Source organism: Shewanella sp. NFH-SH190041 (assembly GCF_024363255.1).
Classification (GTDB): domain Bacteria; phylum Pseudomonadota; class Gammaproteobacteria; order Enterobacterales; family Shewanellaceae; genus Shewanella.
Genome location: NZ_AP026070.1, coordinates 1,283,452 through 1,304,619 on the forward strand (window position 1 = coordinate 1,283,452; position 21,168 = coordinate 1,304,619).

Annotated in this window: 16 protein-coding genes and 1 other annotated feature; of the genes, 8 read left to right on the forward strand and 8 right to left on the reverse strand. The window is 45.7% G+C overall.

Annotated features, from left to right (window positions below):
- Window positions 1-6: 6 nt before the first annotated feature.
- Both NFHSH190041_RS05675 and slyD read right to left on the reverse strand, forming a co-directional pair.
- Window positions 7-366, reverse strand: coding sequence for a hypothetical protein (locus tag NFHSH190041_RS05675; protein ID WP_261925182.1), 360 nt, complete (start codon window positions 364-366; stop codon window positions 7-9).
- A 415-nt stretch (window positions 367-781) separates the two neighbouring features.
- Entirely contained in the window at window positions 782-1,366 is a 585-nt protein-coding gene (gene slyD / locus NFHSH190041_RS05685) for a peptidylprolyl isomerase (protein WP_261924313.1), read from the reverse strand.
- A 460-nt stretch (window positions 1,367-1,826) separates the two neighbouring features.
- Window positions 1,827-1,948, forward strand: a sequence feature (Thr leader region).
- Window positions 1,949-1,979: 31 nt separating this feature from the next.
- On the opposite strand from slyD, the gene thrA reads away from it, so the two are divergent.
- Genes thrA through thrC form a run of 3 tightly spaced genes read left to right on the forward strand, consistent with a single transcriptional unit; the run spans window position 1,980 to window position 6,918 of the window.
- Window positions 1,980-4,640 carry a bifunctional aspartate kinase/homoserine dehydrogenase I gene (thrA, locus tag NFHSH190041_RS05690; RefSeq protein WP_261924314.1) on the forward strand — a complete coding sequence of 887 codons (2,661 nt, stop codon included), beginning with the start codon at window positions 1,980-1,982 and terminating at the stop codon, window positions 4,638-4,640.
- Window positions 4,637-5,587 (forward strand): homoserine kinase, encoded by a 951-nt coding sequence (thrB, locus tag NFHSH190041_RS05695; protein ID WP_261924315.1) that lies wholly within the window; start codon window positions 4,637-4,639, stop codon window positions 5,585-5,587. The genes thrA and thrB overlap by 4 nt, the downstream gene beginning before the upstream one ends.
- A gap of 23 nt (window positions 5,588-5,610) precedes the next feature.
- Window positions 5,611-6,918: a threonine synthase gene (thrC, locus tag NFHSH190041_RS05700; protein WP_261924316.1), complete on the forward strand. Its 1,308-nt coding sequence runs from the start codon at window positions 5,611-5,613 to the stop codon at window positions 6,916-6,918.
- A gap of 134 nt (window positions 6,919-7,052) precedes the next feature.
- Here the strand turns inward: thrC and nfo are convergent, their stop codons facing one another.
- Complete coding sequence (nfo, locus tag NFHSH190041_RS05705) at window positions 7,053-7,934, reverse strand: deoxyribonuclease IV (RefSeq protein ID WP_410010853.1); 882 nt, start codon at window positions 7,932-7,934, stop codon at window positions 7,053-7,055.
- 80 nt (window positions 7,935-8,014) lie between these two features.
- Between nfo and NFHSH190041_RS05710 the strand changes: the two genes are divergently transcribed.
- The gene (locus tag NFHSH190041_RS05710) at window positions 8,015-10,114 is read left to right on the forward strand and encodes an ATP-binding protein (protein ID WP_261924317.1); all 2,100 of its coding nucleotides are present in this window, start codon (window positions 8,015-8,017) and stop codon (window positions 10,112-10,114) included.
- Window positions 10,111-11,205 (forward strand): response regulator transcription factor, encoded by a 1,095-nt coding sequence (locus NFHSH190041_RS05715; RefSeq protein WP_261924318.1) that lies wholly within the window; start codon window positions 10,111-10,113, stop codon window positions 11,203-11,205. The genes NFHSH190041_RS05710 and NFHSH190041_RS05715 overlap by 4 nt, the downstream gene beginning before the upstream one ends.
- A gap of 259 nt (window positions 11,206-11,464) precedes the next feature.
- Here NFHSH190041_RS05715 and NFHSH190041_RS05720 read toward each other — a convergent pair whose 3' ends face one another.
- The 3 genes from NFHSH190041_RS05720 to tal all read right to left on the reverse strand — a co-directional run bounded on the left by NFHSH190041_RS05720 (window position 11,465) and on the right by tal (window position 14,529).
- Entirely contained in the window at window positions 11,465-11,647 is a 183-nt protein-coding gene (locus tag NFHSH190041_RS05720) for a DUF3545 family protein (protein WP_261924319.1), read from the reverse strand.
- A 268-nt stretch (window positions 11,648-11,915) separates the two neighbouring features.
- On the reverse strand, window positions 11,916-13,553 hold the full coding sequence (gene pgi / locus NFHSH190041_RS05725) for a glucose-6-phosphate isomerase (RefSeq protein WP_261924320.1): 1,638 nt from the start codon (window positions 13,551-13,553) through the stop codon (window positions 11,916-11,918).
- A gap of 19 nt (window positions 13,554-13,572) precedes the next feature.
- The gene (tal, locus tag NFHSH190041_RS05730; RefSeq protein ID WP_261924321.1) at window positions 13,573-14,529 is read right to left on the reverse strand and encodes a transaldolase; all 957 of its coding nucleotides are present in this window, start codon (window positions 14,527-14,529) and stop codon (window positions 13,573-13,575) included.
- 967 nt (window positions 14,530-15,496) lie between these two features.
- On the opposite strand from tal, the gene NFHSH190041_RS05735 reads away from it, so the two are divergent.
- The 3 genes from NFHSH190041_RS05735 (at window position 15,497) to NFHSH190041_RS05750 (ending at window position 19,496) form a co-directional block, all read left to right on the forward strand.
- On the forward strand, window positions 15,497-16,945 hold the full coding sequence (locus NFHSH190041_RS05735) for an alanine/glycine:cation symporter family protein (RefSeq protein WP_261924322.1): 1,449 nt from the start codon (window positions 15,497-15,499) through the stop codon (window positions 16,943-16,945).
- A 215-nt stretch (window positions 16,946-17,160) separates the two neighbouring features.
- Complete coding sequence (yaaA, locus tag NFHSH190041_RS05740; protein ID WP_261924323.1) at window positions 17,161-17,934, forward strand: peroxide stress protein YaaA; 774 nt, start codon at window positions 17,161-17,163, stop codon at window positions 17,932-17,934.
- Window positions 17,935-19,199: 1,265 nt separating this feature from the next.
- On the forward strand, window positions 19,200-19,496 hold the full coding sequence (locus NFHSH190041_RS05750; protein WP_261924325.1) for an ArsR/SmtB family transcription factor: 297 nt from the start codon (window positions 19,200-19,202) through the stop codon (window positions 19,494-19,496).
- 261 nt (window positions 19,497-19,757) lie between these two features.
- On the opposite strand, the gene NFHSH190041_RS05755 is transcribed toward NFHSH190041_RS05750, so the two are convergent.
- Window positions 19,758-20,642, reverse strand: a complete 885-nt coding sequence (locus NFHSH190041_RS05755; RefSeq protein WP_261925010.1) for an IS1595 family transposase — start codon at window positions 20,640-20,642, stop codon at window positions 19,758-19,760.
- A gap of 201 nt (window positions 20,643-20,843) precedes the next feature.
- Window positions 20,844-21,110 (reverse strand): 30S ribosomal protein S20, encoded by a 267-nt coding sequence (gene rpsT, locus NFHSH190041_RS05760; RefSeq protein WP_261924326.1) that lies wholly within the window; start codon window positions 21,108-21,110, stop codon window positions 20,844-20,846.
- Between the last annotated feature and the right edge of the window lie 58 nt (window positions 21,111-21,168).

A 21,168-nucleotide genomic window follows, 5' to 3' on the forward strand; every position in this document is an offset into this window, starting at 1 on the left:
CGAGCTTTAATAATGGGTATGACGACGAAATTGCTGTCGGCTTAACCAAATACGCAGGGCATAACACAATAATGCAATGGCAGTTATTTGTAGCCAAGTTTGATGGCTGAGTTTGAGAGTAAACAGAGCGATCCCAAAATACAGATAGGGCAAGAATTCATACAGCCCTTTTGGTAGACCACAGCGACGACGCGTTAAGGGATCTGTTCGTCGATTAGCTGAGCGTAGAATCAGAATATAACTGGCAATAATGAAAATGAGTAACGCGAAAGCCAGAGCGATAGGAGCCTGTAAGCTCAGTAAACAGATGATGCTCAGCACCAGATAAGCATAGGGTAGCGTTTCATATAAAGGACGGTTGATCATAACCTCACCTATTGGCGTAGCAAAAATATTATGTTTCTTAGGGGCTGTTGACCTTTTAAGTTTGTTTTTGCAGCGATTTGAGGATGCTTTATACAAGGCAGAGGGTTTGATAGGTAGTTGCGCTACCTGATAAGCCGATAACGCAGTAGAAAGGAGCCTCAAACGCTGCCCAAAGGGTTCGGCTAAAAGCGTTTTACTCTTTGTTGAGCGGTTCTTGCTTAGAATAACTAGGCGACAAACCACTCGCCGCGATTAAAACGCTTTTATCTCGAACAAAATTTAATCATGAAAGGTCAACAGACCCTAGCATAGATAATTTTTGTACTTAAAAAGATAGGGTTAAGCCATTTCTCATGCCTTGGTTGTAATAAAAAACGCGCCGAGTGGCGCGTTTTTCTGACAAGCTTAGCTGGGATTAGTGGCAGCCACAGCCACCTTTTTCTTCCCCGCCACAGCAGCTGCCTTTTTCTTCGCCGCAGCAACCGCCTTCTTCACCTTCGCCGCCACAGCAACCGCCATGATCGCCGCAGCCACCGTGGGCATGCAGGTGACCGTGAGCAATTTCTTCTTCAGTTGCTTCACGGACGTCAACCACTTCAACGTGGAATACCAAGGCTTGGCCAGCCATTGGGTGGTTACCGTCAACGATAACAGTGTCATCTTTTACTTCAGTAACCTGAACTGGACGTTGACCCATTTCAGTTTCAGCAATAAAACGCATACCTGGAACGATATCTTCGATATCGCCAAATGCACTCAGGGGAACTTCCTGACGCAGACCGTCATGGTATGGGCCATAGGCGTCTTCAGCTTCAACGGTTACATCGATGATATCGCCGGCAGATTTGCCTTCCAGTGCGTTTTCCAGACCTGGGATCAGGTTGTTGGCACCATGCAGGTAAGCCATTGGCTGCATATCAAAAGAGCTTTCCAGCACCTCGCCTTGTTGGTTGCTCAGGCGGTAATGGATGCTTGGAACAGTGTGTTGAGAGATTTTCATTGATGTCTCCAATCTGAATTTGCGCGGCATCATACCCCGTATTGCACACCTTGGCGATGGCCATTCTCACCTTCTGTTAAATAATGCACAGCTTTTAACCTTTGCCTTGGATAGCGGTTATATATTCGCCCTTGCGATAAAAAAACAGTGCAGCACCGCAGGAAGGGAAAATAGGCATTGGTAATAGGATGTTTTGTTGGGTAAGGATAAAAACAGACCGATGAGTTTTACTGCTGAAAGTTTATATGTAATCGCACAACAATAAGTGGGAAAACGGTGTTTTTAGTGTCAGGTTAAATATTATCCATATTCCGGGTTGACAAGATTGATTGTTTCACGCGATTCTGTAGAGGTATTTTTAGTTGCTGCTCCAATTGCTGACAGTAGTTAGCTGTTGGAATAGTGAATTTGTTGTAGTAGGCAACAGTTTATACCACAGGGTTTATTATGTTCCGTCAGTCAATTTGTGTGATTACCACCATGACTACCACCACTATTACCAGAGTGGGGGCGGGCTGATTTTACCCTGAAAAACGAATTTAACAAAAAGCCCGCTCCCTCCAAGGAGCGGGCTTTTTGTTACTTGGCGTGGGGCGTAATAGGGAGATATTCAATGAAAGTGATGAAATTTGGCGGCTCTTCACTGGCCAATGCAGATCGTTTTGTCGCTGTGGCAGGATTGATAGCTAAGCAAGCAGCACAACAACCTGTGGCTGTGGTGCTGTCAGCGCCCGCAGGTGTTACCAATATTTTGATTGATCTATTACAGCAAGCCTGTGAGGGACAGGATGTCAACGCTCCACTGACGCAATTGGGCGAATTATTTATGGGGCTAGCCCAGCCGCTGACCGCTGATTTGAACGCTGTCAGCCCCGCTGACAGTCGTGGCAGAAATGCGACTGAAGACTATGTTGCAGAAAAAAGCAGTTACCTTAGTGAGGGGCGGTTAGCATTATGGCATCAGGCCGTTGCTCAGCAGGTCAGTCGCTGGCAAGCGCTGCTGACAGGTTGTGCACTGCTTAATGCATGTCCTGATGAAGTCTATGCCAAAGTGGTCACTGCCGCAGAAGGGTTGTCAGTCGCGTTGATGGCGCAGTTGTTGCTGTCTCAACAGGAATTGCAGGAGCAGACAGTGGATGGCAGTAGCAGGTTAGTCGCCGCTAACAGCACTGATGCGCAGGCATCTGACTCTCTATCAGTGGGGATTTTATCGCCCGTGCAAGTATTGCGGGCAACAGGCTCGGTCAGAGAGGCGGTGGTGGATATTCCTGCTAGTCGTCAAGCGATGGCTGATATTGCCTTAGATGATCATCAAATATGGTTAATGCCAGGATTTAGCGCGGGGAATGAATCCGCTGAAGTGATGTGTCTGGGGCGAAATGGTTCTGATTATTCTGCTGCCGTACTTGCGGCTTGCTTAGCCGCTGAACGTTGTGAAATTTGGACTGATGTTGATGGGGTATTTAATACCGATCCCCGTTTAGTGGCTGATGCCAGATTGCTCGATAGTCTGAGTTATCAGGAGGCCATGGAACTGTCTTATTTCGGTGCTAAGGTGTTGCATCCAAAAACCATTGCGCCCATTGCCCAGTACCAGATTCCCTGTGTGATAAAAAATACTTTTAATCCTGCCGCACCCGGTACGCGGATTTGTCATGCACCGATGTTGGACAGTCAAGCTGCCGCTGATCCGCAAGCATCATCTGTTCGGCGAGAAGATCGGGTCAAAGCCATTTCTAATTTGGATAACCAGACCATGTTCGCGGTATCAGGTCCTGGTATGAAGGGGATGGTAGGGATGGCCAGTCGGGTATTAGGAGCCATTGCCCGCATTGGGGTATCAGTGTCTCTTATTACTCAGAGTTCATCGGAATACAGCATTAGTTTCTGTGTCGCATCGGCTAATGCCAAGCGGGTTGCCCGTTCTTTGCAACAGGAATTTGAGCTGGAATTAAGTTCAGAATTGTTAGAGCCGCTGCAGATGCAACATCAGCTCGCCATTGTTTCTCTGATAGGTGACGGTATGAAAACCCATAAAGGGGTTGCCGCAGGCTTTTTTCAAGCGTTAGCCCAAGCTGGCGCGAATATTGTTGCCTTGGCTCAGGGCTCGTCTGAGCGCTCGATTTCCGCTGTGATCCATCAACGCCGGGTACCTCGTGCAATTCGTGCCTGTCATCAGAAATTTTTTGATGTGCAGCGTTATCTGGATATTTTTCTGGTGGGGTGTGGCAATGTTGGTGCCGGGCTGTTGGCGCAGATCCATCAGCAACAAGCGATTTTGCAGCAGGAGCATATTAGTCTGCGCGTTTGTGGCTTAGCTAATTCTAAAACCATGTTACTCGATGATGAGGGTATCGAGCTGGATAACTGGCGTGATGCCCTTGGCCACTGTCAGCAGCCGGTATGTTTAGACACATTGTTGGCATTTGTAAAATCCCGTCAATTACTTAACCCTGTACTGGTAGATTGCACTTCAGATGAACACTTGGCGGGTCGGTATGTGGATATTTTTTCCGCCGGGCTTCATGTGGTCACGCCGAATAAAAAAGCCAATACCCGCGATTATGATTATTACCAAGCGCTGCGGCGCACCGCACTGCAGCACAGACGTCGGTTTTTATATGAAACAACAGTCGGCGCTGGGCTACCAGTGATTGAAAATCTGCAAAAGCTGCTGTTATCCGGTGATCGACTACAGCGTTTCAGTGGCATTTTATCCGGCTCTCTATCCTACATTTTCGGCATGCTTGAGCAGGGCATGACCTTGTCAGCAGCAACCGCGGTAGCAAGGGAGAAATGCTTTACTGAGCCTGATCCCCGCGATGATCTCAGCGGGATGGATGTGGCAAGAAAAGTGCTGATCTTGGCCCGTGAAGCGGGGATGGCTTTGGAACTTGAAGATATTCAGGTGGATGCCGTGTTGCCGCCACAGTTTGATGCCGGTGGAAACGTGGATGAATTTATGGCTCGGCTCGCACAAGCGGATGATTGGATGGCACAAAAGGTGGCGGCCGCTGCGGCCGAAGGCAAGGTGTTACGCTATGTGGGTGAAATCGATGAGCAAGGAGGGCGAGTCACTATGGCAGCTGTCGGGCCAGATGATCCACTCTTTACTGTGCGCGGTGGGGAAAATGCGTTGGCATTTTATAGCCGTTATTATCAGCCCGTACCATTTGTGCTGCGCGGGTATGGCGCAGGGACGGCGGTAACCGCTGCGGGGACTTTTGCAGATGTACTGCGGACATTAAATTGGGAGCGGGAGGTGAGTCTGTGAGTGTAGAAGTTTATGCCCCAGCATCCATGGGCAATATCAGTGTTGGATTTGATTTGCTGGGGGCGGCTTTAGCGCCGCTTAATGGCGAGTTATTGGGCGATAAAGTGCGAGCTGAGCGTTGTGCTACCGGACTACATTTGACGGTCAGCGGCCCCTATGCTGAGCGACTACCAAGTGCTGTGGAAGACAATATTGTTTGGCAATGTGCTGCTTTTTTCCTGCAGCAACAAGGAATTCAGGCTGGCGTACGGCTACATCTGGATAAACAATTACCGGTCGGCAGTGGGCTTGGCTCTAGCGCCAGCTCTGTGGTTGCAGCATTATCGGCAATGAATCAATTGTTTGGTGAACCCTTAGCGCCACAGGCATTGTTACACTTGATGGGGCGGTTTGAGGGTCAGATCAGTGGCGCTGTCCATTACGATAATGTGGCGCCTTGTTTTCTTGGTGGCATGCAGTTAATGCTACCTCAAGCTTCCCATCATGCTCAGCCACAGCGGTTATGCGAGCCGTTACCTTTATTTAAACATTGGTACTGGGTCGTGGCTTATTCCGGACTATCACTCTCCACGGCCAAGATGCGGGCATTATTGCCGCAAGGTTATGATCGGACGACCTGTATTGAGTTTGGTCGTTATCTGGCAGGGTTTATTCATGCTTGTTACCGTGGGGATGAAGAACTGGCGTTGACTTGCCTGAAAGATGTGTTGGCTGAGCCTTATCGGGCTGATGCCATTCCTGGTTTTACTGGCGCTAAAGCCGCGTTATCTGCTTTAGGCGTTGATGTTTGCGGCATCTCAGGTAGTGGGCCGACACTTTTTGCCATATGCCGTGATGAAGCTCAGGCGGAGCAGGCGGCAGATTGGCTGGGTAAGCATTATCTGCAGTCAGAAGGCGGCTTTGTCCGTATCTGTCAATTGGATCATCAGGGCGCCAGAGTGGTGTGATGGTAATAAAAGAAGGATAAATCATGCAGTTGTATAACTTAGCACAGCCATCACAACAGGTTAGTTTTTCTCAGGCCGTAATGTTGGGATTAGGCCAAGGCCGGGGGTTGTTTTTTCCCAGTGCCATTCCGGTGGTCGCAGATATTCATGCGTTGCTGGCAATGCCGTTCGTGGCGCGAAGTCAGGAAATCATTCATCTGTGGCTTGGGGATGAAATTCCTCGACATATCACTGATGCATGGGTTGCTGAGGCATTTAACTTTCCGTTGCCGCTAGTGGCGGTTGATCCCCAGCGTTGGGCTCTGGAGCTGTTTCATGGCCCGACCTTGGCATTTAAAGATTTTGGTGCTCGCTTTATGGCGCGATGTATTGATTATTTGGCCGGGAAACAGGCGGATGGTCAAGCTCAGGCACCATTAACCATTCTGACGGCGACCTCTGGAGATACCGGTGCTGCAGTTGCTGATGCCTTTTACGGGCTGGAACAGGTACAGGTTGTGGTGCTTTATCCTCAAGGGAAAATCAGTGCGCTACAAGAGAAAATGTTCGCCACCCTTGATGGAAATATCCATGCACTGGCCGTTGACGGGGATTTTGATGCTTGTCAGGCGCTGGTGAAACAGGCTTTTGATGATGACGGGCTACGCGAAGATATTGCACTTAATTCGGCGAACTCAATTAACATTAGTCGGCTGCTGGCTCAGATTTGTTATTACTTTGAGGCCGTTGCTGCACTTCGAGCTCTGCATCCGGACCAAGAGACCGTTATTGCTGTGCCAAGCGGTAATTTTGGCAACCTGACAGCTGGTTTACTTGCCCGGGTTATGGGGTTACCGGTGACACGTTTTATTGCTGCCACCAATAGCAATGATACGGTACCGCGCTTTTTAGCCGATGGTCATTGGCAGGTGCATCCGACCCAGGCCACGATGTCAAATGCCATGGATGTTGCTGATCCCAGTAACTGGCCCCGGGCCGCCACACTTTTAGCCTCAAATGCGGGTGCAATGTTGTCAGCCTGTAGTCTGACAGAAGCAGCAACTCGCGAAGCGATGCAGCAATTGCTGAGTGTTGGATATCAGTCTGAGCCCCATGGTGCAATAGCCGCGGCGGCATTATCTCAGTCGTTGACGAAAAATGAACGCGGGATCTTTTTGGCGACGGCTCATCCAGCCAAATTTAAGGATGTGGTAGACCGTGAGCTGGCACTGAATTTACCTTTGCCGCCGGCGCTGCAGCAGGTTGCAGATAAACCGCTACTTTCAACGCCCTTAGCTGCTGATTACCCCGCGCTGAAGAAAATATTACAGAGTTTACATGGGGTTCAGTGAGGCGCACTGTTGTGGACTTTGGTGGTGATATAAGCCATTTGGCTAGGTCTGATTAATCAGTGAGCAGTTTAAGGCTTAAGATGGAGTCTGATGAAACGTAGCATTTGAGTCAGACCCATCAGAGTTTACTGTGATTAAACGGCTTGAACTGTTGTTGCCCACTGGCGTAGCGTCGCAATTTCTTCTGGCCAAATTTCCGGGCGAATAGTTTCCAGTATGAGGGGGATGCCCCGGCTCCAAGGTTGACTAACAATATAAGCGAAGCCGTGATGCCCAATCTCGCCTACACCGATACTGTCATGTCTGTCGACACGACTATTAAGGGGATTTTTACTGTCGTTAAGATGCATACCTTTTAGGTATTGCAGCCCGACTGTGCGATCAAACTGTTGAAAACTGGCCTGACAGGCTGCCTCTGAACGCAGATCATAGCCTGCTGTGAACATATGACAGGTATCTAGGCATACGCCCACCCGACTTTTATCTTCCACACCATCAATAATTTGGGCCAATTGTTCAAAGCTATGTCCCAGATTTGAGCCTTGTCCGGCGGTATTTTCTATGACTGCGGTGACGCCTTGTGTTTCAGCCAATGCCAGATTAATGGAGTCACTGATGCGTTGTAGACAGTCATCAATACTGATTTTTTTCAGATGACTACCCGGATGGAAATTTAGCAATGTCAGACCAAGTTGCTCACAACGTTGCATTTCAGCAATAAAGGCGCGACGCGACTTTTCTAACCCAGTTGTTTCTGGATGGCCAAGATTTATCAGATAGCTGTCATGGGGCAGAATTTGTGCTGCATTAAAACCATATTGATCACAGGCTTGTTGAAAAGCCGCTATTTCACTTGCTTGCAATGGCGCATGCTCCCAACGGCGCTGATTGCGGGTAAATAGCGCAAAAGCTGTGGCACCTATATTGGCTGCGTTTTTTGGCGCATTGGCAATACCGCCTGCAGCACTGACATGGGCGCCGAGATAAAGTGGCATTGTGGTGTGATTGACACTCATATAAAGATGTCTTGCTCCCTTTGACAGGTGATTGATATCTATCGCAACTACTGGGCATCGCACCGTGACTGAGTTGGACTATGCTTAAGTTCGAAGCATTGATTGACGGAACTTATGGAATGGACTCTAACGCTTTTCAGGCTGTAGCTCAATCGGCCGATTATGACCCTTTTGCCCGAGTATTAGCTGAATTGGGGCAACTACAAGCTAAATTTATTCAGGGTGAAGATGTATTACTTCCTATCTGCCGTACATTAGGGGAATTAAGTGGTGCCTCAGCTGTTGTGTTAGTGCAGGCAGGTCAAGTCGCTGATGAAGAAATGCCTGAGTCTGCGGCTTGCTGGTGTCAGGACCCTGTACGTTATATTCCTTTGTGGAAAGAGCTCAGACAGTGGCCTTTTGCCCATCAACAGCCGTTGGTGCACTGCTGGGGGGCGTATGTTGTGTGGCCTGCAGGTGAGCAGAATATGATGATTTTTTTCCGCGATGTGACCGATGGTTGGCTGGAATTTTTGATGGAGCAGTCTGCTTTGTTATCCGATATTACCATGGGCATGTTGTTACCTCAGACTCAGCAGTGGCGCCAGGTCAATACTAGTTCTCAATTGTCTGGCTACGATACTCAGATGTTTCGCTCAGTGGTGAGTAATAGTGAAGACCTGATTCTGGTATTGAGCCGAGACAGCGAATCAGATACCCGCACCAATATCATTTATGCCAATGCAGCCTCTACTGCCATTACGCTGTTTCCCCGTAGTCAACTTCTTGGTCGTTCAGTTCAGAGTCTCTTTGCCGACAGCCCAGATGCTGGAGTGGAGCAGTTGGCCTTGCTCGAGGCGATTGCCGGTAACCGGGAATATGATGGTGAGATTTGGGTTACCCGGGCGGATGGTGAACGGGCACTACTGCATATTCATATGGTGGAGTTAGAGCAGCAGGAGCAGGGGCGGTTATTTGCTTTGGTTGGGCGTGATCGAACCGAGCAGAAAAAAATGCAGTTAGTGATGGCTCGAACCCAGAAAATGCAGGCTATTGGTCAGTTGGTTGGCGGGATTGCACATGATTTCAATAATATCCTTGGTGTGCTGAAAGGCAATATGGAGCTGATGCAGCTGAAAAACCGAGATGACAAATTGGAGAAATACCTGGATACCGCATTTAAAGCTTGTCAACGCGGGACTGATTTAACTCGTCGTTTGTTGCAGTTCTCCCGTCAAGAGCAGTTCAATGCTTGCAACTGTGATGTGAATGAAATTATTGGCGGACTGGAGGATCTGTTCTCTAAGTCTCTGACGAGTAGTATTAATCTGACTGCTGATTTGGCGTCAGCGTTACCACCAATTTGGGTGGACCGGGGAGATTTTGAGGATGCGCTGTTGAACCTTGCCATTAATGCTAGGGATGCGATGGAAGGGGAAGGGGAGTTGATTATTCGTACTGGCGCGGAGCAAATGAGCGGGGTATTGCCTGGCGCTGGCGGTAATACTGTCATGGAAAAAGGGCTCTATGTGTGGATTTCCATCATTGATAATGGCAGTGGCATTCCTCCCCATTTACTGGAAAAAATCTATGAGCCTTTTTTTTCCACCAAAGACAAAAGTAAAGGCACTGGCTTGGGCTTAGCTATGGTTTATGGTTTTGTTAAGCGTTCCAATGGTTATATGAGCGTACTCAGTACGGGGCCTTGTGGTACTGAGTTTCGGCTTTGGTTTCCCGTATCCAAAAACGACCAGCCTGCAACGACCAAGGTTCACCCGCAGCGTCAGAGCCGTCAGGTTAAAGTCGCGGAGAAAAAGAAAGCCATAGTGGTGGATGATGAAATAGAGTTATTGGATGTATTGGGCGATTTTTGCGAGATATTGGGGATTGAGGTGGAAGCATATAGTGATCCCCGTGAAGTCAGTGCTCGCTATGCCAGTGGTGGCTGTGATGCCGATATTCTCATTACCGATGTACTTATGCCTGGGGGGATTAATGGCTATGAGTTAGCCAATATTTTACAGGCAAGTAATAAGGATATAAAAGTCATGCTTATTTCCGGATTTATTCACGATATTGGCATCAGTAAGCAGGAGGAGATGCCTTACCAGGTGTTGAATAAGCCGTTTGATTTACCCAGTTTTACCCAAGCACTAATGCAAACAGGGATTCAGTTTAATGAAAAAGAGGGAACGCAATGAGCCAGCAAAGTGTATGGATTGTCGATGATGATAGTGATTATTGCCAGTTGATCAGGGAGGTGTTGAGTGATGATTATGATGTCTCCGTCTATCCGGATGCCAGACAATATCAAGATGCGTTATTTGATGCTCATCCAGATGTGATTTTGATGGATATAAATCTGCCAGATGTGGATGGTATTAGCCTTTGCCAAGAGTTGATTAGTAATGGGACTAATAGCTCGGTGATGTTTGTCTCAGGGATGGATACCTTAGATGAAAGGCTACGGGCATATGAAGCCGGTGGGGTGGACTTTATTGCGAAACCATTTGAGCTTAAAGAGTTGGTGGCTAAAACCAATGCAGTAGCAGGATATCAGGCGCGAAAACGCATGTTGATGCAGTCAGAAAGTATGTCGCGGGATATGGCTTTTCAGTCGATGACGGAGTCATCCCAATATGGCAGTGTGATGCAGTTTTTTCGCCAATGTTTTCTTTGCAGCAGTTATGAGGAGTTAGCAAAAGCGTTTTTCGATCTAATGGAGCAGCTTAATCTAAATACTTGTTTGAAATTCCGTTTACAGGAACCTCTGTATTTTGTACCGGAAAATGCGGCGATTAGCCCGATTGAGTCTAATATCTTTGATTTACTCGATACCCGTGGGCGTTTGTATGATTTTGGTTCGCGGACTATTTGTAATGACAAACATGTCTCATTTCTAATTAAAAATATGCCGCTTGATGATGAGGTGCTCTATGGCCGGCTACGCGATGTGATTGCTGTTGTGGTTGAAGGGCTAGAAGCGCGAGTGCTTGATATTCAGCATCAGCAGACCTTGCAGATGGTTATTGATCGTATTCAGAATCTGCTGGAAGGAATTAAAGGGTCGATTGAAGAAAATGATAAGCGGTTTAGCTCGGCGCTGACCAATATCACTACAGATATCCGCACCAGCTTTCATGTGTTGGATATGACATTGGAGCAAGAAGAGTATTTTTCATCGCTTGTAGAGCGGCACCTTAAAGAAGCAAACTCAGCTGGGGATGCATTTGTTCGTTTGCAGCGTTCGTTGAACTCGGTTATGGCAGAGGTGAATCGAGGTAATCAATGAGCGAAATTGCGTTAGTGTGAAGCTGATACTGTGACGCACTAGGCTGTGAATAGGTGTGAGCTTTAGCCTGTATGCTTATCAATCGGTCACTAAAAAGCCCCGTTATCCTGATGGAACGGGGCCTTTATTATTTGCCTATCACCTAGTGTTATTTCTCAACCTAAGCTGGTTTGACATAGCGGACCATCGGATGATGGGGGTATGTCTGTCTGCAGCCAAAGTTAATAACGATTACACGTGGCAACTAGCGTTATGGAGGTTATAAAATACTGTCGATATCGTAATCTAAACTGCCATCAATATCCTGCAGCTCTTTAAGTAGCCGCTTTTTATCGTTGAGAGCTTCAATTTCACGCCATTTGCGTTTTTTCCCTGAGCTTCTGCTGCGGGAAGGTTTTTCGACGACCGAATCCAGTGCACTACCATAATCCAATCGATCCATGGCGACCTCCTGTGTGTTTTATGTCTTGTCAGCATTGTTGATACCATAATCCACAAAAATGATGCAATAAAAATGTTTCATAAAAGTTAAATTTTAAGGTTTTGAGCACAAAATCTTATGCTGAGCTGTATAGGAATGTCAGAGGAATATCGTGTTTCTTGGGCGTTGATGGCCAGCGGGGGGAAGTTATTTAAAATAAATTTTTATGCAAGCGCCATTAAAATGGTAATAAAAAAGCCGGCAATGCCGGCTTTTTTCGAGGAGTCGTCTAGATATTACCTTTGCGGAACAGATTAATCAGCCCATTGCTGGAGGCATCAAGTTCAGTGGCATCCTGCGGTGCAGCCAAGCGAGCTAATACATCATTACCTAGTGTCTTACCCAGCTCAACGCCCCACTGATCAAAGGAGTTGATATCCCAAATTGCACCTTGAACAAAGGTGCGGTGTTCATACAGTGCAATCAGTGCCCCTAAAGTTGCCGGGGTGAGCTTATCCATCAAAATGGTATTACTCGGTTTATTGCCAGTCATAACTTTATGTTTGGCAATCAGCTCCTTATCTTTGGCATCCAAGGTCGATGAGGATAATTCTGCCAGGGCTTCAGACAAGGTTCGACCTTGCATGAGGGCTTGAGTTTGACCAAAACAGTTGGAAGCCAGTTGGGCATGATGCTCACCCAGAGGATTATGGCTTTGCAGCGGCAGAATAAAATCTGCTGGGATCAGTGCCGTTCCTTGGTGGATCAACTGATGATAGGCATGCTGACCATTAGTGCCCTCTCCACCCCATATGACAGGTCCAGTGGCGTAATCCACATCCTCACCAGCCAAGGTGACATGTTTACCATTACTTTCCATATCCAATTGCTGGAAATAGGCTGGTAGACCACGCAAGTAGTGATCGTAAGTCAGTACCACATGGGACTGAGCCTGATGGAAGTTGCTGTACAGTACTGACAGCAGCCCCATAATAACAGGCATATTGGCATTGAGTGGAGCAGAGGCAAAGTGGTTATCCATGTTTCTGGCACCTTGCAACAAGGCGCGGAAATTATCCATGCCAATCATCACTGCAATAGGTAACCCAATGGCAGACCACAGCGAATAGCGACCACCAACCCAGTCCCACATTGGGAAAATATTAGCGGCATCAATACCAAATTCTGTTGCTTTAACCACATTAGATGTTACAGCCACAAAATGTTTGGCGATGTCTTGCTGACTGCCACCGGCACGGATAAACCAATCTTTGGCACTGAGAGTATTAGTCAGGGTTTCTTGGGTACCGAATGATTTGGATGACATGATAAACAGAGTTGTTTCATGATCCAATTTAGCCAGTTTTTCGCTAATGGCTGTGCCATCAACATTAGCCACATAATGGCAGCGCAGATGCTCTGTCCAGTATGGCTTTAATGCTTCGGAGACAATTTTGGGCCCTAAAAAAGAGCCGCCGATACCGATACTGACAACATCTGTAATGGTTTTACCGGTATATCCCTGCCAGCGCCCTTCTCGTAATGCACCAACAAATTCTGCCATTTTTGCCAAAGTTTGTTGTACTTCAGGTACCACATTAACGCCATCGACACGAATGTCTGCGCTAGCTTCGGCTCGCAGAGCGGTATGCAATACCGCTCTGTGTTCCGTAGTGTTGATAATCTCACCTTGGAACATGGCCTTTACTTTATTGCTTAAACCGGTTTCTTCAGCCAGTTGTAGCAATAGAGACCAAGTTTTGTCATCTACTCGGTTTTTAGAATAATCAAGAAATAACCCTGCGGCCTGCAGTGACATGTCATCAAAACGGCCCGGATGTTGTGCAAACAGTTCACGCATATGCGCAACCTGTTGGCTGTGTTCAGCCAAAGCTTGCCAAGCTTTGGTTTGCGTCAGTAACGGCATATTTGCTCTCCTTCAGCAATTACTTCTGCAGACGAGTTTGCAGCATAGCTTCAAGTTTGCCCTGATCAATTGCAAAGTTGCGAATACCTTCGGCCAATTTTTCAACGGCCATTGCATCTTGGTTCAGTTCCCAACGGAATTCAGCTTCGCTCATCATGGCGCCTGGTGCAGTCACAGTGTGGTTATTGACCAGTTTTGCCGTTACTGCTGTGGTGCTATTGGCTAATTCTTCCAACAAAGATGGGCCAATGGTTAAGCGATCGCAGCCGGCCAGTTCCAAGATTTCGCCGGTATTACGGAAGCTGGCTCCCATAACAACAGTTTTATAACCATGCTGTTTGTAGTAGTTATAGATTTCGGTAACTGAAATTACACCTGGATCTTGCTCCGCAGTGTAATCGGTACCTGTGTCTTTTTTATACCAGTCTAAGATACGACCAACGAAAGGTGAGATCAGGTAAACACCGGCCTCTGCACAGGCTCTGGCTTGGGCGAAGCTGAACAGCAGGGTCAGGTTACAGTTGATACCTTCTAGTTCCAGTTCTCGAGCCGCGCAGATACCTTCCCAAGTTGATGCCAGTTTGATCAGAATACGTGATTTATCAATACCAGCTTCTTGATACAGACGTACCAGTTTATGGGCCTTGGCAATGGAACCTTGCTGATCGAATGATAGACGGGCATCGACTTCGGTAGAAATGCGGCCAGGAATAGTTTTCAGAATTTCAACACCGATATTGACGGCTAATTTGTCCCCCGCATCTTCAATTTGCTGAGCCAGATCTTGGCTTTGAGATTTTGCCCAGTTAATTGCATCATCAATTAAGCCTGTATATTCGGGAATTTGGGCGGCTTTTAACACCAGAGACGGGTTGGTCGTAGCATCTTCCGGCGCATAGCGTTTGATTGCTTCAATATCACCGGTATCCGCAACAATAGTCGTCAGGGATTTCAGTTGCTCTAAGGTATTGGCCATGGAAAAATATCCTTCTCTGTTACTGCATGATTTCAAAGAAAAGCTGACCCGTGGTCAGGCGATTCCTGTCTTACTTTTCAACCACAACTGAAAGTAAACAACAAAGAGTTGATGACTCAAGCATGGCAAGATATTCAGTGTGGTCATCTGGTTAAGCCGCTAAAGGCTTATTACTCCGAGGCGTACAGTGTAAACTTTGCAATGGGAAATGGGCAGGATAATTTTGTTAATTTAATCGGCTTTTACTCGTTATGCTGAATTTGCTTTTTTTTTGGTAAAAAACTTACTAAATCATGGTGGATGTCGCACAGTAAAAACAGTTATTTCTGATGTGGTTAGCTCTAATCTAGTGGCCAGGAAATGCTGCTCATATCATGCGGGAGTGTCTGAGTTGAATTGCGCTGATTTCTGACCATAATTCGGACCACGGATATAAGACCATTAAGTTATATCGCTATTCTGTGATATAATCTGCAGCTCTATCGCATAATGCTGGAAGAATTTGCAGCTAATGCCATGATTTCATGGGTTGTTCATGAAATATCTACGATTAAGCGAGGTAAAGGCTATCCTGATTGCGTATTTGCTGAAATATTGAGGTGATTGTTGTATTTTGGCGCGCAAGGTCATTAAGTTTTACCTGAACTGCTAGTCAACTGTTACTAAATTCATGTATTTATAACGTGTGATTTTTGAAAAAATGCACCCTATGGTGTTTTTTTGTGTAACTTTTATGTCTGTTAAATGGTTAATTGCGAGATGGATCACGCGGATTTTTAAAATCCATGTGCTATTTTGCTCTACCGAATGCGGCACCCTTACCACAGTTATTGGTACGGCAGGATAAATTCGAAAAGAAAACGCCGCCATTCACGCTTTTTTAACAGGAAGGATTTCATTCATTTCAAACTTTTATCAGGTCAGTAATGATTCGCTAAAGGTTTGTGACGGGAAGAAGTAAAACGATATGTTAGAGACAACAGTTAATTTCCTGAACGCATTGCTATGGGGTAAGTTACTGGTTTATGGCCTAGTTGGGGCCGGACTGTACTTCACCATCAGATTGGCGTTCATCCAGTTAACCTATTTTAAGCATTCCATCAAAGTGATGACCATGAGTCGTCAGGGATGTGAGAGTGGCTTGTCCTCTTTCCAGGTTTTCTGTACCAGTATGGCGGCTCGAGTGGGTGCGGGTAATATGGCTGGTGTGGCCGTGGCGATTGGTGCTGGTGGCCCTGGTGCGGTGTTTTGGATGTGGCTAATCGCCATGTTAGGTATGGCGACTGCGATGGTTGAATCTACCTTAGCCCAAGTGTACAAAACGCGCGATCATGATAATCAGTTCCGTGGTGGTCCTGCTTATTACATGGAAAAAGGGTTAGGGCAGCGTTGGATGGGAATGTTGTTTTCAGTATTCCTGATCATCGCATTTGGATTGGTCTTTAACGCAGTACAAGCGAACACTATCACAGGTGCTATGGACGTTGTCTTCAGTGTTAGTCCACTGTATATGGGCATTTTCCTTGTCATTACTTCGGCATTTGTCATTGTCGGCGGTTTACGCAAAGTCGCTAAAGTCTCCGAAATCGTCGTTCCGATTATGGCTGTAGCTTATATTTTGATTGCATTTGTGATTGTTGCGTCAAATATTGAGCAGCTGCCAGGCATCTTAATGCTGATTATTAAAAGTGCATTTGGCTGGCAGGAAGTGGCTGCCGGTGGTGTGGCTTATACTGTGGCGCAGGCGATGCAGTCAGGTATTGCTCGAGGCCTATTTTCAAACGAAGCTGGTATGGGCTCTGCTGCCAACGTTGCTGCCAGTGCTTCCCCAAATCCGAATCACCCCGCATCTCAGGGTTTTGTTCAGATGATCGGCGTGTTTTCTGACACTATTGTTATCTGTACGGCCACTGCGGCGATCATTTTACTGTCTGGTGATGTGACATCTGGCAGTGATGGTATCAAGATGACGATCAGTGCTATGACTGGACATGTTGGTACTTGGGGCGGTGCATTTGTGGCAATTGCTATTCTGCTATTCTGCTTTACCTCGATTATTGCTAATTACTCGTATGCTGAAACAAACGTACTGTTTTTGTCTGGTAACAGCCGTAAAGTTTTGCCGCTGTTCCGCGTATGTGTATTGGGCATGGTGATGTTTGGCGCCGTTGCCAAGATTGATTTGGTATGGAATCTGGCCGACGTATCTATGGGGCTTATGGCAACAGTGAATATTATTGCCTTAGTGCTGTTGTCCGGTTTAGCGATTCGGGTTATCAATGATTACCGGGATCAAATTAAAGCCGGTAAGGTACCTGAGTTTGATCGCAGTAAGTTTCCTGAATTGCAGGAGCAGGTTAGTGAAGATATCTGGCCGGATTTAAGCCCTAATGAGGCTGAGCAGATTAAATCTTAATATTGGTGCATAGCCAATAACGGTTGAGACAATCTTAAAAACTACGCTATTTGGCGTGGTTTTTTTTATATCGATCAGTATGATATTTGTTATTAACACCGCGTTTATCTGCAAATGAAAAATGCTGATATAGCGTTATATCCCCAGAGATGAGTAGCTAGTGGTATAGGGATATTGACGCCGATTCATTGTATTAATATCAAGGAGATTGGAGCATGTTGATCGTGATTTCACCGGCTAAAACGTTGGATTATGAGCATCCTGCTGGAACTGAGCAGTTTTCGCTACCGACATTATTGGAACAAAGTCAGGTATTGATAGATGTTTGTCGAACTATGACTCCTGCTCAGATCGCTTCGTTGATGAAAGTTAGCGATAAAATTGCTGGATTAAATGCGGCTCGTTTTGCCCAGTGGCAAGCAGAGTTTACCCCAGAGAATGCTAAACAGGCGATATACGCTTTTCGTGGTGATGTGTACACAGGGTTAGATGCTGACTCGATGGAGGCTGTACAGTTGTCCTATGCACAGCAACATCTACGCATCCTATCCGGGCTATATGGTTTATTAAAGCCGTTGGATCTAATGCAGCCATATCGCTTGGAGATGGGGACAAGCTTGGCAAATCCAAGGGGGAAAAACTTATATATGTTCTGGGGCGATATCATTACTGATGCGATTAATGATGCCTTAGCGCAGCAGGGAGATGATATTTTAGTTAACTTGGCATCTAATGAATATTTTAAAGCAGTGAAGCCGAGCAAGATCCAGGGCCAAATTATTTCCCCTATTTTTAAAGATTATAAAAATGGGCAATATAAAGTCATCAGTTTCTATGCTAAAAAAGCGCGTGGTTTGATGAGTCGATACATCATTGATAATCATATCAAAACAGTGGATGAATTAACTCAGTTTGATGTTGATGGTTATTATTACAGCCCCGAGTTATCTACATCTGCAGCGCCATTGTTTTTGCGTGATGGGCAATAACAAGGCTTCATTGTTATGACTATGACTCACGGATGAGCAATATTGCTGAGGCGATTCTTCAATGTATGACTTGCATTTAATAGTTACAGCATGTGTGTTATGAGCTGAGTGTATTGTACATAAATTGAGATGTTTGTTGTCTTTATGCTTCATCTCAGAGCTTCTATGCCCATGCTCAAGGGGGAGGATAACCGAAATGGGACGATATAAGAACCAATCTTCTTTATAGGTTTCGTTATCTTAGCGGTTAATTTTGTTAGCAATGATCAAGCATCATCTAGATGTTTTTGACTTAACTCATAGTGAATTTGCTCAATTTTAGCCACGAGAGAGTGATTGCAACACTGACAGCATATCAATGATTTCTCTGTTTTCTTCCGTCAAGTCCTTAGGGGCTGTTGACGTTTCGTGATTAAATTTTGTTCGAGATAAAGCGTTTTAATCGCGGCGAGTGGTTTGCCGCCTAGTTATTCTAAGCAAGAACCGCTCAACAAAGCGTAAAACGCTTTTGGCCGAACCCTGCGGGCAGCGTTTGAGGCTCCTTTCTACTGCGTTATCGGCTTATCAGGTGGCGCAACTACCTATCAAAGCCTCTGCCTGGTATAAAGCATCCTCAAATCGCTGCAAAAACAAACTTGAAAGGTCAACAGACCCTAGACATTATCAAGTGAACATGTGACTTAGGTAAATACTTCTGAGCTGGCTCAGCCCCAGAGTTGGAGCAAATGTTGTTTCATTACCCTGTGCATGTCATTGAGCACAATTACGCACCTAATACTGGTGATTCTCTTTATATCAGGGTTCTAGAGCCTTTAAATGCTCAAATGCTGGTCGTAAGTCGGTATTAAGCTGTGCAAAAGCATAACAGACGCGCTGATAACGTAAGGGTTCTCTTGCTTGCCGACGGCATGCTTTAGTTTGTCGGTGATCTAGGTTGCTCAATCCTATTGCATTGAGGTTTTATGTTGGTGATGCGGCTTTTTATTTGACTGCGGTTAGAAACCATTACCATGAGCGAGTAGTAATCGCTTTGCTACATTTTGATTTTTAAAAGAGGCATTTTCTTATTAGGCAAAGGAGAGCAGGTAGGATAGCAGTCAAATTAAGCGGCTGAATATGTTAGTTTTCATCAGAATTAATGAATAGTTTTACATACATCCCATTTTTAAAAACAATCTAGTAAAAAGTGTGGTTTATGTCCCGACTCAATCTGTAAGGCGGGGCTATATTAGGTTCGGGGTTTGTATTAGGAGAAATAGCTCGTCATGAATATCGAATTAATGCAACAACGAGCAGATCACGCTGTCGTACTTTTAAAAGCGCTAGCCAATGAGCGCCGTTTATTTATTTTGTGTTACCTGCTAAATGAAGGTGAGATGTGCGTTGGAGAGATGAATAAAAAACTGGGTTTAAGCCAGTCCGCGTTATCTCAGCACTTAGCTTGGTTACGTAAAGATAATTTAGTTACGACTCGCAAGGAAGCTCAAACTGTTTACTATTCACTGAAAAGTGAAGAGGTAAAAGCTGTCATTCAATTACTGCATGATATGTACAGTCGTTAACTTTGTATATATTTGCAACTCAGAAACTTGGTCGTCATTACTGGTTTGTTTTATTGAATGGTGGGTACTGTAGCGGCAATGATTGGGCTTAAACTGTGTGGGCGAGTCTGATAAATTATCTTTTTGGTATTTGTTTAGTTTGCAGTAAGTACTGTTTGAAGCATTTATCGGTTGATATCATTTGTCGCCGGTAAATGCTTTTGTATTTAAAATAAATAGAATAGTTAAAAGACAATAATGTTACATGCCTATGCACTTTGCTCAGCATGAGTTCATAGGTGAATGAAAAATAGCTATATTTAACAGCCGCATAGGAATTTGTTTTTCTATTCTTCTGCGATTAAAACGATAAATGAACTCATTGAGGTATTCCTGTACATATTTTTTGGATATTCCGTGGAATGTGCCCTGAATAAATGTTTTCAGGTTGCTAATGGCGATATGTACCCACGGGAGCCACTCATCAACCAATTCTTTCGGCGTCACTCTGGCTTCGTGATGCTGGGTTTTATCAATGATAGTCAATGCACGTAGCCCATCTGAGCGAACATATTGATTGGGGAGAATATGCGCTTGCACAAATTGCTCGACACTTTGGTGGCTGATACGGTTAACAGCCTGCATGGCAATATAGCCGGCTCGTTCACCTTGGGTTTCAACGGCCACAATTATCGGTGTTTTCCCTGCCGCGCCTCGACCACGTTTACCTTTTTGTTTGCCGCCAACCAAGCAATCATCCAATTCTATGTTGCCAGATAACCAATACAGTCTGTCTCTGTGCCCCATTGCGATACGCAATTTTTTCAGTATCAACCTTGCCGTTCGCCAGTTAACTTCAATGAGCTTTTTGAGCCGTAATGCTGATATTCCGCCTTTGTCTGACCCTATAAAATAAATGGCCGTAAACCATTTAGACAGCGGGATATGCGTGCCGTGAAACAGCGTGTCAGATGTCACGGATGTTTGCTTATGGCACTGACAGCATTCATAAAGCTCACGGGTATGGATTTGATAGGCTTGACGATGACCACATTTAGGGCAGATAAATCCATCCGGCCATCGCTGCATTTTCAGGTAATCAAGACAGGCATTTTCTGAATGAAATTGACGTTGCCAATCTATAAAGCTCATTTCTGACATGTTCATCATAAAACCCTCCACAAGAAGCGATTTATGGTTCTATATTACGCCCAAACTGACCGAGGTGCATAGGCATGTAATGTTATTGATAACTAAGCTAATTATCCCGGTAGTTTTGTTGTTTTGACAACTATTAATATTGAACTGACTAAGTTGAAGATATAAAAAAACCGGCGAATGCCGGTTTTTTTTATCTGTCGATAAGAATTAAGCAACCAGTGCTTTGATCTTAGCGTTCAGACGAGCCTTATGACGGGCAGCCTTGTTCTTGTGGATCAGGCCTTTAGTTGCCATACGGTCAACGATTGGTTGTGCAGCAGCGAAAGCTTCAACAGCAGCAGCGTGATCGCCAGCTTTGATAGCAGCGATAACTTTTTTAACGTAGGTACGCAGCATAGAACGACGGCTTGCGTTGTGCTGACGACGCTTTTCAGATTGAAGCGCGCGCTTCTTTGCAGTCTTGCTATTAGCCAAGGTGCAACTCCTAAAAATGGGTTTAATACTTTCAAAGGCCGAGGAATATGCCTGTACT

Excerpts from the sequence above, each read along its gene's own strand:
- NFHSH190041_RS05675 (WP_261925182.1), bottom strand. The coding sequence starts at position 366 with ATGATCAACCGTCCTTTATATGAAACGCTACCCTATGCTTATCTGGTG.
- slyD (WP_261924313.1), bottom strand. The coding sequence starts at position 1,366 with ATGAAAATCTCTCAACACACTGTTCCAAGCATCCATTACCGCCTGAGC.
- thrA (WP_261924314.1), top strand. The coding sequence starts at position 1,980 with ATGAAAGTGATGAAATTTGGCGGCTCTTCACTGGCCAATGCAGATCGT.
- thrC (WP_261924316.1), top strand. The coding sequence starts at position 5,611 with ATGCAGTTGTATAACTTAGCACAGCCATCACAACAGGTTAGTTTTTCT.
- nfo (WP_410010853.1), bottom strand. The coding sequence starts at position 7,934 with ATGAGTGTCAATCACACCACAATGCCACTTTATCTCGGCGCCCATGTC.
- NFHSH190041_RS05710 (WP_261924317.1), top strand. The coding sequence starts at position 8,015 with ATGCTTAAGTTCGAAGCATTGATTGACGGAACTTATGGAATGGACTCT.
- NFHSH190041_RS05715 (WP_261924318.1), top strand. The coding sequence starts at position 10,111 with ATGAGCCAGCAAAGTGTATGGATTGTCGATGATGATAGTGATTATTGC.
- NFHSH190041_RS05720 (WP_261924319.1), bottom strand. The coding sequence starts at position 11,647 with ATGGATCGATTGGATTATGGTAGTGCACTGGATTCGGTCGTCGAAAAA.
- pgi (WP_261924320.1), bottom strand. The coding sequence starts at position 13,553 with ATGCCGTTACTGACGCAAACCAAAGCTTGGCAAGCTTTGGCTGAACAC.
- tal (WP_261924321.1), bottom strand. The coding sequence starts at position 14,529 with ATGGCCAATACCTTAGAGCAACTGAAATCCCTGACGACTATTGTTGCG.
- NFHSH190041_RS05735 (WP_261924322.1), top strand. The coding sequence starts at position 15,497 with ATGTTAGAGACAACAGTTAATTTCCTGAACGCATTGCTATGGGGTAAG.
- yaaA (WP_261924323.1), top strand. The coding sequence starts at position 17,161 with ATGTTGATCGTGATTTCACCGGCTAAAACGTTGGATTATGAGCATCCT.
- NFHSH190041_RS05750 (WP_261924325.1), top strand. The coding sequence starts at position 19,200 with ATGAATATCGAATTAATGCAACAACGAGCAGATCACGCTGTCGTACTT.
- NFHSH190041_RS05755 (WP_261925010.1), bottom strand. The coding sequence starts at position 20,642 with ATGAACATGTCAGAAATGAGCTTTATAGATTGGCAACGTCAATTTCAT.